At 66.8% G+C, this 14941-nt stretch carries 8 protein-coding genes; 7 read left to right on the forward strand and 1 reads right to left on the reverse strand.

All coding sequences use genetic code 11. The features are described 5' to 3' along the window. The 3 genes from ABD208_RS18750 to ABD208_RS18760 all read left to right on the forward strand — a co-directional run bounded on the left by ABD208_RS18750 (nt 1) and on the right by ABD208_RS18760 (nt 3781). A complete protein-coding gene (locus ABD208_RS18750; protein WP_344105963.1) occupies nt 1-1566 on the forward strand; it encodes a class I SAM-dependent DNA methyltransferase in 1566 nt (521 codons plus the stop codon). Further along, entirely contained in the window at nt 1559-2806 is a 1248-nt protein-coding gene (locus ABD208_RS18755; protein WP_344105965.1) for a restriction endonuclease subunit S, read from the forward strand. The genes ABD208_RS18750 and ABD208_RS18755 overlap by 8 nt, the downstream gene beginning before the upstream one ends. 387 nt (nt 2807-3193) lie before the next feature. Then, nucleotides 3194-3781 (forward strand): hypothetical protein, encoded by a 588-nt coding sequence (locus tag ABD208_RS18760; protein WP_344105967.1) that lies wholly within the window; start codon nt 3194-3196, stop codon nt 3779-3781. On the opposite strand, the gene ABD208_RS18765 is transcribed toward ABD208_RS18760, so the two are convergent. Beyond that, nucleotides 3690-5546, reverse strand: coding sequence for a DUF262 domain-containing protein (locus ABD208_RS18765; protein WP_344105969.1), 1857 nt, complete (start codon nt 5544-5546; stop codon nt 3690-3692). The two genes, ABD208_RS18760 and ABD208_RS18765, sit on opposite strands and share 92 nt — an antisense overlap. Nucleotides 5547-6138: 592 nt before the next feature. Here ABD208_RS18765 and ABD208_RS18770 point away from each other — a divergent pair. The 4 genes from ABD208_RS18770 to ABD208_RS18785 are packed head-to-tail and all read left to right on the forward strand — an operon-like array spanning nt 6139 to nt 14925. Then, entirely contained in the window at nt 6139-7569 is a 1431-nt protein-coding gene (locus ABD208_RS18770; protein WP_344105971.1) for a PD-(D/E)XK nuclease family protein, read from the forward strand. Further along, entirely contained in the window at nt 7562-8683 is a 1122-nt protein-coding gene (locus tag ABD208_RS18775) for a restriction endonuclease-related protein (protein WP_344105973.1), read from the forward strand. The genes ABD208_RS18770 and ABD208_RS18775 overlap by 8 nt, the downstream gene beginning before the upstream one ends. Beyond that, the gene (locus ABD208_RS18780) at nt 8676-12083 is read left to right on the forward strand and encodes a pPIWI_RE_Z domain-containing protein (protein WP_344105975.1); all 3408 of its coding nucleotides are present in this window, start codon (nt 8676-8678) and stop codon (nt 12081-12083) included. Before ABD208_RS18775 ends, ABD208_RS18780 begins: the two co-directional genes overlap by 8 nt. A 4-nt stretch (nt 12084-12087) precedes the next feature. Continuing rightward, nucleotides 12088-14925 (forward strand): pPIWI_RE module domain-containing protein, encoded by a 2838-nt coding sequence (locus tag ABD208_RS18785; RefSeq protein ID WP_344105977.1) that lies wholly within the window; start codon nt 12088-12090, stop codon nt 14923-14925. Nucleotides 14926-14941 lie beyond the last annotated feature (16 nt).

A 14941-nucleotide genomic window follows, 5' to 3' on the forward strand; every position in this document is an offset into this window, starting at 1 on the left:
ATGAAGGAACTCAAGGACACGTTCTGGAAAGCAGCCGACAAGCTGCGCGGCTCCATGGACGCCAGCCAGTACAAGGACGTCGTCCTCGGCCTGGTCTTCCTCAAGTACCTGTCCGACGCGTTCCACGAGCGCCGCGGCCAGATCCGCGCGGAACTCGAAGCCGACGGCCACGACCCCGACACCATCGAGGAACTCGTCAACGACCAGCACGAGTACCGCGCCAAGGGCGTGTTCTGGGTGCCCGAGGACTCCCGCTGGGAGTACCTCGTCCGTTACGCCAAGGGGCGCCCCGCCGACCACGCCGGCCTCGGCCAGGCCGACATCGGCGAACTTGTTGACGACGCCATGGAGCACATCATGGGCTCCAACCCCTCCCTCAAGGGCACCCTGCCGACCATCTTCAACCAACCCAGCGTCGACCAGCGCCGCCTCGGCCAGCTCGTCGACCTGTTCAACTCCACCCGCTTCCGCGGCGACGGCGCCCGCAAAGCCCGCGACGTACTCGGCGAGGTGTACGAATACTTCCTCGGGAAGTTCGCCGCCGCCGAAGGCAAACGCGGCGGGGAGTTCTACACGCCGCCCGGCGTCGTCCGCGTCCTGGTCGAGGTCCTCGAACCGTACAAGGGCCGCGTCTACGACCCTGCGTGCGGCTCGGGCGGCATGTTCGTCCAGGCCGAGAAGTTCCTCGAACGCCACGGCGCCAACCCGCAGGACATCCACGTCTACGGCCAGGAACTCAACGAACGCACCTGGCGCATGGCCAAGATGAACCTCGCCGTCCACGGCCTCACCGGCAACCTCGGCAGCAAATGGGAAGACACCTTCGTCCGGGACATCCACCCCGACACGAAGATGGACTACGTCATGGCCAACCCACCCTTCAACATCAAGGACTGGGCCCGCTCCACCGACGACGCCCGCTGGAAGTACGGCGTCCCCCCGGCGAACAACGCCAACTACGCCTGGATCCAACACATCCTGTCGAAGCTCGCCCCGGGCGGCTCCGCAGGCGTGGTCATGGCCAACGGCTCCATGTCCACCAACTCCGGCGGAGAAGGCGACATCCGAGCCCAAATCATCGAAGCCGACCTCGTCAGCTGCATGGTCGCCCTACCCACCCAACTCTTCCGCTCCACCGGCATCCCCGTCTGCGTCTGGTTCTTCGCCAAGGACAAGGGCGCACGGGCCGGCGAGGTTCTGTTCATCGATGCGCGAAACATGCCTGGCGTCATGGTGGACCGCGCTGAGCGGGCGCTAACCGACGAAGAGATCGCGAAGGTCGCCGACATCTACCATGCCTGGCTCGGCACCCCATCCGCCACCGAGAAGGACCTCACCTACGAGGACACCCTCGGATTCTGCAGGACCGCGACTCTGGCCGAGATCAAGGACTCTGGCTACGCCCTCACCCCCGGTCGCTACGTTGGCGCCGCCGACGTCGAGGATGACGGCGAGCCCCTCAACGACAAGATCGCACGCCTCACCAAAGAACTCTACGAGGCCTTTGACGAATCGAACCGCCTTGAGGCTGCGGTTCGCGAGCAGCTGGGAAGCATCGATGTCTGACTGGAACGAAGTCCCCCTCGGTGAAATCGGACTACCGGGATCGGCGGGTTTTGCGACCGGTCCATTTGGCTCAGCGGTTTCTTCTAAGACCTTTGCTGCGAGTGGCACTCCGATGATCAGGGGATCCAATCTCAGTGAAGATGTTTCCAAGCGGCTCGTCGAGACGGAATACGTTTTCCTGCCTGATCATATTGTTCAACGCTTCGGTCGGAGCATAGCAAAACGCGGCGACCTGGTATTTACCTGCTGGGGAACTATCGGCCAGGTCGGCTTTATTGACAAATCCTCAAAGTTTGAGAAATACCTCGTGTCGAACAAACAGATGAGGATGACTCCAGATCCGTCACGGGTGGACTCCAGGTTTCTCTATTACGCACTATCGGACCGCCGAATGATTGACTATGTCAAATCAGAAGCGATTGGGAGCTCGGTGCCGGGATTTAATCTTGGCCAGTTGAAATCCCTTATCGTACGAGTTCCAGAACTTCCCGAGCAGCGCGCCATCGCTGCCGCCCTGGGCGCCCTCGACGACAAGATCGCAGCCAACGCCAAGCTCGCCACCGTTGCAGACGAGTTGATTCGAGCGCTGTTTCAACGAGCGTGCGGATCAGCTCGGGACCACGTGCGGATTGACTCGCTCGTCTCAACTGTGCGTGACCAGGTCGCGCCAGATGGTTCCGGCGGAGTCTACGTTGGCCTGGAGCACGTACCACGCCATTTGATGTGGCTCACGGATTCCGGCTCCGCAGCCGACGTAACAAGTGCGAAGTTGCGCTTTGGCCGAGGAGATATTCTCTTCGGTAAGCTCCGACCGTACTTTCACAAGGTGTCCGTAGCGCCTTCGTCTGGCATCTGCTCGACCGATATTCTCGTCCTGCGGGCAAAAGAACCAGAACTGGCAGGGTTCGCACTCGCCGCCTTGTCGAGCGATGAGGTTGTGGCGATGGTTACGGCCTCGAGTGAGGGGACGCGTATGCCCCGAGCAAGCTGGAAGGACCTCGCAGCGGCAGAGATCTCATGGCCTGGCGATGCGCCTGCTCGGGAGTTCAGCTCTCGCGTCGCTTCTCTCCGCGATTTGGTGCAGGCCAGACTGCGCGAAAATGAGCAACTGGCCGCGACTCGTGACGCCTTGCTTCCGGCGCTCATGTCTGGCCGTCTCACCGTTCGAGATGCTGAGGCTGCCATCGGAGATCTCCGGCCCACTCAGATCAACGCAGGCAGCAGCAAGGAACTTGTGTAATGACGGAGAACTTTCGACAGCCTGGTGAGGTGTGCCCGGCGAGCGGGCAGAACGTCGGCCGCATGGTCGAGATCCCTGGTTCGGATGACTGGAACATCCGCTGTCCCGAGTGCGGCATGTCCTGGGCCGGTGGGTCGACGGTCCTCGACGAGCATCCACGACGGTAACCAAGTCCGCGCGCATGACGTCCCACAGGATTGCGAAGTGACGACAGAGCAGTTGACCGACAAGGAGCGCCAGGTCCGGGGGCTTGGATGCCTTGGGTGTGGCTCTGGCGCCGCTGGTGGATGAGCGGATATCAGCTGCTGCCCGTGGTAAGCCATGGGTGCCGTTGTATGAGGCGAAAGAGTCGCAGCGGCGGTGCAGCGCTAGACGGCGGATCCGCGGGTGCTGTTGCGGATCCTGCGACATGCGCGGGGCGTGTTCTCGGAGATCGACACGTCGCAGCGGGCGTGGCAGCGGATGATCCCGCGCGGCATTGCCCAGGCCGCGCCCAACGGCGACTCGATCGCCTGGCCGGAAGGCTCCGCCTCTGGCGCCTACCAGGGCTACCGCGTTCCGGAACCGGGCGGACAGCGCGACCTGGACGAGGTGCCGTACCACGAACTGCGCAACGCCCTGCTCAGGATCGTGAGCACCGCGCACGGCATCCCGGAAGACGACGCGTTGCGCGAGGTCGCGCGCGAGTTCGGCTACTTCCGGCTCGCGGCCAAGGCCCGCGCCCGGCTCTCCCGAGTGGCTGCTGCGGTCATCGCGGACGGCGCGGTCGTCCGGAACGGGGTTTATCTGGGAGCTGCCGTGACGCCGTCGGGCATGGTTCCGACGGTGCGGGACGCAGCCGACCTCGGGCTGCGTCCCGCACCGCCTCTGGTCCCGTCGACCGTCAGCGGGGCCAGACCTTGCAGATCGTCTCCGCGAGGAAGACGGACCGAGCCTCGATGTCGCCGTCCGTCCATACGTCGACGTGGTCGGTGACCAGGTTTTTGGACAGCACCAACTGGGAATACTTCTCGATCAGGCTGCGCTTGCCGAGACCCGCCTCGGTCGCTCCTGTGCCGGCGTCCTGCGCTTCGGCGTCGGTCCATGGGCGGTTGGAGAGGGACGCGTTCAGGCTCTTGGCGAGCAGTGTGAGGTTCCCGATCTGGTTGACGCGCTGGTCGCGGTCTGCGGCCGCCTCCGGCGACAATGGCGTCGGCTGCCAGTGGGTACGCCATCCACGAGGCATCACGTGCTCGATCTCGAGCCCTGCGGGGATCGATTGCAGGTCGTGCTTGCCCGTCCACAGCGATCGTTCCACGGCTTCGAGAACGACACGGATCCTGGACTGGCGAACGTTCCCGTAGAGCTTCACGGTCGGCAACACTTTCACGACTTCGGCGTCGGTGGGCCACAGGCGCGCGTCCGCGGTCTGCCGGGCGAGGTAGTGACGAACCGTGTCACCAGCCTGTTCAACCGGCGCTGCGCCGAGCTCCTTGAGGATCGCGACGACCATCTTGTTGACGTCCTTCATCGTGTAGCGCAACAGCGTCCGCCGTACGACCCAGCTCTCGAAGGCTTCCAGGCCGATGCGGATCTGGTCGGCGGGGATCACGTGGTTGGTCGACAGCATCCACAGCAACAGCGGACTTGCCGCCGCGAGTTCCATGGTCTCGATGACCCGGTGGTAGAAGCTCGCTGCGGGTCTGCCGTCCGTCAGCTGCGCGAAGCTACGGAAGGTGTCGGCGTCCTTGCGCAGCGCCGCGAGCAGCGCCTCGGCGTCGTCGGCTGACTTCATTTGGGGCCGGGCATGGGCGGTGAACCTGTGGAAGATGCCGTCGGTCGGGACCTCGGCCCGGGTGCGCATCGTCAGCCAGTACTGCAGGAAGATGTCGATGCGCGAGCGGAGCAGGCGACCCTGAGCGATCTCCGTGCGCCACCACTCGTCGTCGAAGTCTGCCCAGTGTGTCTCGGGCCAGGCTTCCACGTCCGCGCCGACGGCGTCGCCTTGCTGGAACACCCAGTTCTTGATCAGGTCGGCCTTGAGGAGCGGTGTGCCGCGGTCGTTCAGGGTCTCGAAGATGAGTTGGGACTCCTCGCTTGAGGCGAGGTTGATCGCGACGAGAACGAGCCGAAGCTGCAGTACGGTCGACAATGCCTGGGCTCGCTCCGGTTCGTCGCCCGGCGGGACGTTGCCATCAGGGTCGGGCTTCCCCTCCAGCCAGGTAGCGGCCTCCTGCCGGAAGAACCTGTGCGCCGCGACGATGCGATGTTCGTCGGGCCCAACGGGTTGAGGATCCATCGCGTGGGCGAATGCTTCTCGGTCGGTACGTGATGGCCACAACTTGAACCGCTCGCGGCGCCCCTTGAACTTGCTCCCCGAGTTCAGGACCAGGGCCTCGAGATCCTCAGCCAGATCCGTGTGGCCGCGTTCGACGAAGACCTGCTGGATCGCATCGAGCAGCAGCTGCAGGGTGGTCGTGCGTTGCTGGCCGTCGATGACCTTGTGCCGTGTGACGTCACCGGCGATCGGCGGGACGGATTCGTACACGACCGCGCCGAGGAAGTGTCCGTGTTCGAGGGATGTCGCGTCCTTGTCCGACGGCGGGTCGAGGATCTCGTTCGTCGCGACCCGCACGACGTCGTCCCACAGCGGCGCCCACTGATCTTCCTCGTTCCAGACGTACGGTCGCTGGTACGGCGGGACTTCGTAGTGGACCTTGCTGCCGAACAACTCGCTCGGAGTGAGCGTGTCTGCCTTCACCGCATGCTCCCGTCATCTGGGCCTGACCTGGTACTACGATAGCCATCACGTCACGGAGGCGAGTTCCGAACTGGTGTTCGCGGACCCGTCGTGACTATGGCGGGTGCGAGGCTGGCCAGGGTTGATAACCCGGGTTCTCACGTGACGATGTGGCAGGGCTGTGGCCTGCGGGGATGCTGGTGGTGTCCTCGCGCAGGCCGGTAGTCGTGGCTGCTGGCTGCGGTGGGCGATGTCGTGTCGTCGCAGTCGGGAGGGTTCGATGGAACCGCACCACGCACCACCAGTAGTCGGCCGCGGTAGCGGCCGTGGGAACGTCTCGTCGGGCACCGGCGCCGGGAGCGAGTATCCGACGTCCGTGTCAATGCTCACCTGCAATGATGCGCACCGCGGTAGCACCGTAGTGTCTCCGGTCGTGACGGCTGGCCCCGGTTCTGGCTCGACGCGGTGGGCGGGCCCGGGGCGGCGTTCTCTGCCGATCGTCCGGGCGAACGCGACGTTGGCCTCCGATACCGACGGATGTCCGGCCGCGAAGCGGGCTCAGTCCGATCCTGCACACCGCAGGCCGGGTCGTCGTCGTGAGGTCCGGCCCGAGATGCTTCTGGGTCTGTTCTTCGATGTGCTGGACGCAGTCGAGGCGGACGGAAAGTCGGTGACCACCGCGCTGGAAGTTCTCCCTGACGGCGTGGGTGGCCCGGAGCGGAACTGGATTGCCAACGCTGTCCACGTGTACCCGGACATGCTGGCCGAAGGGTTGCGTCCGGTCCAGGACCACTGGGTGATCCAGACGGAGACGGCGACCGACATCCGCGAGCTGTACGCGTGGGGACGCCGCTACGAGAGCGCCGACGGGCGGACCCGGGTCCTGGTGCTTCCGTCGATGTCGACGGCAACACGGCGGCCGGCGGGCGACGTGAAGACCGCAGTGTCCGCGTGTACTACGGCGTGGGGAAGGCCCGCGCCATGGCCGAAACCGAGCAAGTGGTCCGAGCCGTTCGCGATCCGCGGATCGGACGCAGATCTTCCCACCCTGGTGTCGGTGCGACAGGTCGGGTTGCTGGACGGCTCAGTCGTCGAGTTGTTCGATGGAACGCCCGAAGAGGCGATGGCACGGTATGAGCAGCAAGGCCGGGCCGCGGTCAAGCGCGCAGTGGCAGGCGGTCAGCCTGCACCGGGCAACAGCTGCTCAGGGTGCAAGCTGATCGACGACTGCATAGTGGTGCCGAGGGTTCCTGGGCTTCTCGGCGTCGCCGACCCCGAGGCACCGGTGCGGTCGGTGTCGGCCACCACGCTGCGCTATCACGACGCGTGTCCGCAACAAGCGCGGCTGCGTGGCCTCAACATGCCGGCAGGAGACACCGAGCCGCAGCCCATCCGTATCGGACGTGCCGTCGACGCGGCGCTGAACACGCTGCACGGGCAGGTGCACGAGCAGCCGTGCACGCGTGAGCAACTGGACTCCGTGCTCACCGATCACGTCGCAGGACTCGACGAGAGCGATGCGGAACTGGTGGTGGGGCGGCTTCGGCGGCACGTGGACACATGCTCGCGGCACGGCGGTTGTGAGATCACCGATGAGCAGCCGCAGGCGCGGATCACCGCGTTCGATCCGAACGCTTCCGTGGTGATCTACGCCGACCCCGATCTGCTGTACCGGGAGAACGGCGAGCTGGTGTGGCGGGAGACGACGGCGAGTTGGGCGCCACCGTCGAGCCGCAGGCACTTGTTCGAGACGCGCAAGGGCATCCAGCTCGCCCTGGCGGTGCTGCTGTGCCATGCGGGCGCCCTGGGCGAGCCTGTGGCCCGCGTCGAGATGGAGTACCTCACGGATCGGGGTGCTGACCTGCGCTTCCTTGATGTCTCCGACCCGGAGACTGTCGCGGCGGCCCGCGCCGTCATCGAACCCATAGCCGCGCGCTGGCGCGCAGACGGCGCTTTCCCTGCCACGCCGGGTGCGGCGTGTGGTTCGTGTTCCTTCACTCGGTGGTGCCCGGATGCGGCACCGGAAAGGACTCCTGATGCATGAGGTCTCCACGCAAAGCGTCGTGGCCGCGCTGGCGACGGCGATCTACGAGTTGTCCAAGCAGGAGGTGCCCGAGGGACCGGCAGCGTACGACGACGACGTACAGCGCGTCTACAACCATGTGGTGCTCAGGACGCTGATCGCGGACGGGTACGAGACGCCCGGGAGCGTACCGGGCATGCTCGACATGATGGCCGGCCAGCCGCTGTGCAAGCTGCTGCCCGGCGACCTCGGCGATGACGAGGACGCGGTCCTGCTGTCGGATGCGCGGCGCCCCACCCAGGAGTGCATGGAACGGATCGTGAACACGAACCGCGACGTCATGGGTGAGAAGTTCGAGAACGCGATCATGAAGCGGGTGTTCCAGGCGTGTCAGGCCGCCGAGTCGCCCGAGTCGTACGTGGCGTTCCGGCGCCTGCTGATCAGCGAGCCGACGCTGACGAAGAAAGAGATGACCGCCTGGTTCACCGAGATCGACCTGCAGCCGGTCGCCGAGATCCTGGAGGCCTGCTACACGACGGCCCCGGCCTCGCTGTGCAGGGACGGCCGGTACGCCCAGTGCGACGGATGCGGCTGCCTCCTGAGGCCGGCCGAGCGGGACGAATGGCAGTGCGACCTGGACCGCTGCCGCGGGTCACGGACCCGCGTGCGGCGATACCTCGATGCCGACACCCCCGGCGGGGTGCACCACCTGGAGTTCCCGCTGCGGGTGTTCGTCACGGGGCCGGGCATCTTCGAGGTCGGCCTGGAACGGAAACTGCGCAAGCGGGGGCTGAAGGTGCTGATGTGGCCCGCATACGACGCCTACGACCTGCTGATCACCTTCCCGGACGGCACCCGCTGGGCGATCGACGTCAAGGACTACGCCCACCCCGGCATCCTCGGAGCCCGGTTCCCGGGATTCAGGTCCAACCCACCGGCGGACAAGAAGTTCCTCGTGGTCCCGGACTACCGGAACAAGAAGCGCTACCGGCTCCGATTCGGCAACGCACGCAAGAACGCCGGCAAGAGCTCCATGGCCCTCACATTCGAGAAGGAACTGCTGCAGGAAGTGGACAAGAAGCACGTCCCCGGCCCGGCGAACGGGCAGATCAGGAAGGAGGGCCCCGATGCGTAGCACGAAGAACTGGAGCGCGTCGATCACTCGCGCCCTGCGCACGATGACCAGCACTCACCCGGAACCACTCGGAGCAGCAGAGCTCGCCGAGGTGGAACTCGCGCTGTTCCTGCTGGCCGAGGTCAAGGAGGACGCCCGGGCGATCGACGTGTGGCCGCTGCTCGGCGGCTACCCATACGCCCGCGCGTTCAACCCGCGGCTGACACCCGAGCAGGACCGCCGCGTCCAGACGGCGCGCTACTACCTGGCCGGGCTGCGGCGCCGTCACATCTGGCTTCAGCGCCTGGAGCGGTACATGGCCGTGGACCAGCAGTACCGCGGCTACGACCTGGACGCGATGGACGCCGCTGCAGCGCGCCGCGATCCTTCGATCGCCCCCGGGCGGTTCGACATCTACGACCAGGCACTCGATGGCCTCGCAGTAGCACCGGGCGAGGACCTGCCCCTGGCAGGAGCCGGTCAGCAGCGGTTCAGTGCCGGGCGCCGGGACCTGTCGGTGAACATCCCGGAGCCTCTGGTGACCGACGCGGTCCCGGTACCGATGCCGCTGCGCGCGGGCAAGGCGGGCCAGGGCAAGCCGATCACCGTGTCGCACCGAGACCTGCTCAACGCGGCCCGCGCCATGATGGCCGCGGAGCGCGCCAACGACGTCCCCCGGCCGCGCGACTGGGTGCGTGACCTGGAGGACGTGGAGATGTCCCTGGCGGCGGCGCCCAGCTTCGCGGGGGACGGATTCGTCCACGCCAAGGACTGGGAACTGACCGTTGACGGCCTGTTCCACCTGGTCGGGATGGTCGGCGCCGGTAAGAGCACGATCATGCACCTGCTCACCTACCACTGCGTGGTGGAACTCGGGCTGAAGGTGACTGTCGTCGTCGGCGACGTCGCCGAGAGCCTCAAGACCGTCGCCACCTTCAATGCCCTGGGCAGTGAACGAATCTCCGCGGCCCCGATCGTGGGCCGGTCCACGCGAGAGCGGCACATCCTGCGGCTGCACCGCCGCCAGCACTCGGCGGGCAAGGCGTCGATGCTGGAGCACTCGAGCCCCGCGTTCGACTACCTGTCCAGCGCCTGCCCGATCGACGCGCTGCGGGGCTACGAGGGCGCCGACCTGCTGCGCATTCACGAGGCACCGTGCGAGCGGCTGTACCCCGCAGGTGTCGTCGTCGAGCGGGATCCTCTGGCGGTGGGCTCGGACAAGAACGCCGCGGCTTCGGTCCCGGCGTCGAAGGCTTCGCGGACTGCTCATGGTTGTCCGCTGTGGACTCGTTGCCCGCGGCACCGTGCGGCGCGTGACCTCGTGGACGCGCCGGTGTGGGTGGCGACGATGGCCGGCCTCCTGCACGCCCGGTTGCCACGCCACCAGACCGGTGAGCGGGTGCGTTACCTGGAGGCCGCCGCCGACCGGAGCGACCTGATCATCATCGACGAGGCCGACCGCGTCCAGACCCAGCTCGACGATGCGTTCGCGCCGGCCGCCACACTGTGCGGCAGCGGTGACGACTCGTGGATCGACTGGCTGCAGCGGCACACCATCACCCGGGCCACCGCCGAGGGCCGCAAGCACCTGACCGACAGCCAGATCGCGCGCTGGACCGGATCGCTCAACGTCGTGCACAACGCTGCGGACCGCATCTACACGATGCTGAACAACGACAAACCGCTGCGCGACTGGGTCGGCACCAAGTACTTCAGCGCCATGACCCTGCACCAGGAGCTCTACCAGGACTGGATCGACCCGGACGCGGACGACGATGAGAAGCGCGCCGCGAAAAAGTTCTTCGACGACGTACTCAACGCGTTCCGCGACCGGCCGGTTCAGGCGGTACGTGACCGTACGACGGACAAGGGAGCACTGGTCGCGGAGCTGGTCGACCTGACCAACCTGCTCCTGTCGTCCGGCGACGACGACGCGGCCGGCCGCCTCGACGACTGTCTTGCCAGGCTGACCGGCGGCGCGTCCAGGACGTCGCGGGAGCAGGGCCGTAACCGCAGGCGGTTCGCGTTCGCGATGCTGGTCGCCGCGCTCGACAACCAGCTGACGGTGCTGATCAGCATGTGGCCCGGCGTGGAGGCCGCGCTCAACCTGGAGGCCGCAGCCAACGCCCTCACCCACCGGCCGCCGCGCGACTTCGAAGCGGTCATGGTCGAGTCCCCGATGGGGAACGTGCTGGGGTATCAGTTCACCGAGGAGGAGCCCGGCCCGCCGGCCCACAGCGGAGCGTTGCGGTTCTTCCACTGCAACGGCGTCGGGCGTGACCTCCTGCGCAAGCTGCCCCGACTCGGACTGTCCGAGGAGGTCCCCGGGCCGCACGTCGTGCTGATGTCGGGGACGAGCTGGGCGGGCACGTCGACGCGGTACCACCTGGGTGTCCCGGTCAAGGCGATCCTGCGTCCGTCGCCGGAGAAGGTCGCGGCGCTCCACGAGAGCGCCGCGTACACGGCCTTCCAGTTCAGCAAGGACGAGGCCATCCGGATCTCAGGGACGGGCAAGAACCGCGAGGCGGCGGTCAAAGAGATGCTCAAGCAGCTCGCCACCACCGATCCCGCGCTCGGCCCGGCGGCCAAGAGCGCGCTCGAACTGGAGCTCGACGAACTGCCGACCGAGCGCCGTCGCATCCTGCTGCTGACCGGTTCCTACGACGAGGCGCGGATGGTGGCCAACTACCTCAACGACCGGCCACGCTGGAGCGGGAAGGTTACCCACCTCATCGCCGACGACGCAGATCGTGACGACGCCTGGTACTCCCTGCGTCGCGGAGATGTGGCAGGCTACGCGAGCCTGGACAGCGAGATCCTCGTCGCGCCGCTCCTGGCCGTGGAACGCGGGCACAACATCGTGCTCGAGGACGGCACCGCTGCACTCGGGTCGGTCTACTTCCTCGCGCGCCCGCACGACCGGCCCGACAACATCAACCTCGCCATCTACGCCATCAACGACTGGGCGATGCGCTACACGGCACCCGGCGGCGGATTCGGAGACCTGCCCGGCGCGCACGACACGCTCGACGACGCAGCCGGAGCGTTCCGCAACGAGGCGCGGAAGAACTGGTACCGGTACCTGATCCGCAGGATCTCGTGGAGCAGCCTGAGCCACGACGAGAAGAGCGCGTTCGCCTGGGACCAGATGGTCGTGATGTGGCAGGTCATCGGACGGCTCGTACGCGGCGGCGTGCGTGCACGCGTGCACTTCTGCGACGCCGCGTTCGCTCCGCTGGACGCGCAGGCCGACGGCGCCTTCGACACCGAGCACACCGGGTTGCTCGCCCGCTTCGAGTACATCCTGCGCCCCTACTTCGACCCGCACCACACGAGCGTGTCCGCAGCCGACCGGACGGTCGCCCAGGCGTTGTTCGGGCCGTTCTGGGACGCACTGATCAACATCAACGAAAAGGAGTGACCCCATGGCTTACGAACACATCGACCTGGCCGCCTACCGGCTACGACAGCCCGCAGACCTGCCGAGCCTGCTCGGCGAACTGCACGAGTTCGCCGTCCCGGAACACTGGCCCGGCCTCATCCGCGAGGTCTGGGAGGCCAACAGCGACAAGCCGGTCGACGCGAAGAAGCACCTGCCGGTCAGCCGGCTGAACCAGTCGATCAACGCGCTCATCCCCGACGTGTTCTACACCGGGTACGAGATGGACCCCGAGTCGCCGAACACCTGGCTGTACGCCCGCAAACCCGTCGAGACCCGCCTGCTGAAGCGCCTCATGCAGGCATACCTGCAGGAATGGCTCGGCGACGCCGCCGATTTTCCGAAGCTGCGCCGCGTGATCAGCGAGCTCGACGTCGAGAATCACGCCGCCGACTGGAAGCCCGCGGCGATCGATCCCGCGTGGGTGGGCATCAACGACTCCGGCACGGCGAGGGTGAACCCCGTGCTGTTCCGGCTGATACCCGAGGCCATCGCCGAGCGGATCCTGGCCAAGGGGCCGTTCGACGGCGAGCTCCACTTCGTCCAGGCTGCGGCGTACGACGGCGTCGAACTGGTCTCCTGGCCGCCGCTGGAGCACCCCGACACCACCAAGCGCGGAGAACCACGGATCGGCTACTACTCCGCCGTGCTCAAGATCGCCCTGCGCATCACCCCCTTCGACTCCACGCCACGCCTGCACCTGGGCATCCACACGCGACGCTGGGTCTCCGAGGGCAAGCTCTTCATCCCGCCCCGGAAGAGCGCGTCGGTGTTCGTCCAACCGCTGCCTGACCCCGACACCGGCTTCCAGGGGACACGGCTCGCCACCCCCAGCCTCAAGTCGTACAACGGCGGCAAGCGCACCGTGTGGTACCGCAGCGGGCCGCAGGGAGTGCTCGACCGCCTGACCATCGGGGAGAAGTTCCCCGAGGCCGGACGCCTCGGCACCGACCCTGCCGCCTACCTGAGCCCCGGGTCACCGATCCGTGCGGCCGTCACCCACCACTCCCAGATGGGGCCGCATATCGTGGCCACCGGCGTCATGCCCGAGGAACGGCGTCGCATCCTGTCCTGGGCCGCCGAAGCCGTCGAAGACGCCTTCGAACCCGGGCTGGGCCTCGCCCCCACCTTGCTCGGACGGCCAAGGCAGCCGCGCGAGTACCAGAAGCTGAGGTCCATGCCGACCGCACCCGACGTCATCGACGAGCCCGAGTCGGGTGCCAGCCTCGACGAGATCGACGAGTACGAACAGTTCCTGACCTCCATGGTGGAGTACGAGGCCGAGAAGGTGGTGGCCGAGACCAAGCGGAGCATCCAGTCCGAGGAGAACGCCCAGCGATACCGCAACCTGCTCAGCCGGAGCCTCGACGGCGAGGAACTCCGCATCGACGTCGTCACGGACACCGACGCGGTACGTGACGCGCTCGTGGCTGCCGCGCAGGACGCACTCGGCCTCGAGCCGACCAGCGAAGGTACACCCGAGGGACAGACGCTCTTCCAGCGAGACGGTCTCACCGTCCGCCTGGTCCACCACGACACGGGTACGCTGACCAGCCCGCTCGGCGACGGCGTCGAACCGCCCGACGTCGGCAAGGCCCACAAGGCGGCGGTCGACGAGCGCAAGAAGCAGGTCCAGGAGTTCTTCGGCAACCTGGGACGCGCCGCCAAGCTCGCGTTCGTCGAGATCGGATCGCCGGACAAGAACTTCAAGTACCGGTACCGTCGCGCGGACCCGTACATCGCGATCAGGCAGGGCGCGGCCCGCGCCGGCAGGGTCACGCAGTTCATCACCACCGACGGCAAGGGCGACCTGGCCATGCGCGCCAAGTCCGCGTGGGAGGACGGCATCCGAAGCATCGGCATCGCCCCCACCCCGCGGCACTCCAAGAACGTCACGACTCCCGACGATCTCGTCCAGGTGGCGATCTGGCTGATCCGCCGGAACACCACGCAGGTCGCGAGCGCGCCGATCTACATGCCCATCGCCGTCAAGATCCAGCCGGGTCAGGCGGGAGTGCAGGCCAAGACCCCGGAAACGGACGGCTGGATCCCGTATCACGAGCTCCTGTGCCAGCTCGCCGGTGCGGAGCCGCGGCCCAAGGAGATGGCCGACAAGGGGAAGCAGCGTGAAGAGCTGATGCGGTTCGCGCGCACCGTCGTGTCCCAGTTCAAGGGTCTCCCGACCCTGCTTCTGACCAGCGCCACCAACATGCGCTCCCGCTGGACCTGGCTCCTGGACGACGGCCTGGAACTCGACCGGATCTCTTTCGGCGAACCGAAGTCGCACAAGCTCACGACCATGTTCAAGGGACTGCGAACCGTCCGAGTGCGGACGGACGCAGGACGCCTGGAAACCCCCATGTGGTGGGCGGCGCCCGAGGACAAGGACGCGATCGCGGGCATGTCCAAGGGCCTGTGGCAGCTCACCGACGCGGATGAGGAGAACCGGGTCTTCTACAGCCTCGCCGACAAGAATCCCCACATCAAGAACCCGGGACGGCTGCGCAAGTTCACCCGCGACGGCACGAACGCCCCCGCGCCGCACCGGGCCACACCGATCCCGAAGATGCTCGAACTGACCGTCGCCGGACTCGGCCCGGGAGACCCCGACCCCGTGCACTGGGCGATGTTCGTCCACCAGCAACGTTTCACCCCCGAATTCATGGAAGGACGCGCGCTCCCGTACATCCTGACCCTCTGCGAACGCGCGGGCGACTACGCCTCACCCGACGGTCTACCCGACGACGGACGCGGCGAAGCCGCCGACGAGCTGGCACCACCCGAGCCTGGCATCCAGGGCACGCTCTTCGACGACGAGTGGTGATCGCGCCACCGGGTGA

The organism is Myceligenerans crystallogenes, from assembly GCF_039529775.1.
GTDB classification, from domain to species: domain Bacteria; phylum Actinomycetota; class Actinomycetes; order Actinomycetales; family Cellulomonadaceae; genus Myceligenerans; species Myceligenerans crystallogenes.

What these genes read in the sequence shown, in the direction of transcription:
- ABD208_RS18785 (WP_344105977.1), top strand. Translation starts at nt 12,088, where the DNA reads ATGGCTTACGAACACATCGACCTGGCCGCCTACCGGCTACGACAGCCC.
- ABD208_RS18750 (WP_344105963.1), top strand. Translation starts at nt 1, where the DNA reads ATGAAGGAACTCAAGGACACGTTCTGGAAAGCAGCCGACAAGCTGCGC.
- ABD208_RS18775 (WP_344105973.1), top strand. Translation starts at nt 7,562, where the DNA reads ATGCATGAGGTCTCCACGCAAAGCGTCGTGGCCGCGCTGGCGACGGCG.
- ABD208_RS18780 (WP_344105975.1), top strand. Translation starts at nt 8,676, where the DNA reads ATGCGTAGCACGAAGAACTGGAGCGCGTCGATCACTCGCGCCCTGCGC.
- ABD208_RS18770 (WP_344105971.1), top strand. Translation starts at nt 6,139, where the DNA reads ATGCTTCTGGGTCTGTTCTTCGATGTGCTGGACGCAGTCGAGGCGGAC.
- ABD208_RS18755 (WP_344105965.1), top strand. Translation starts at nt 1,559, where the DNA reads ATGTCTGACTGGAACGAAGTCCCCCTCGGTGAAATCGGACTACCGGGA.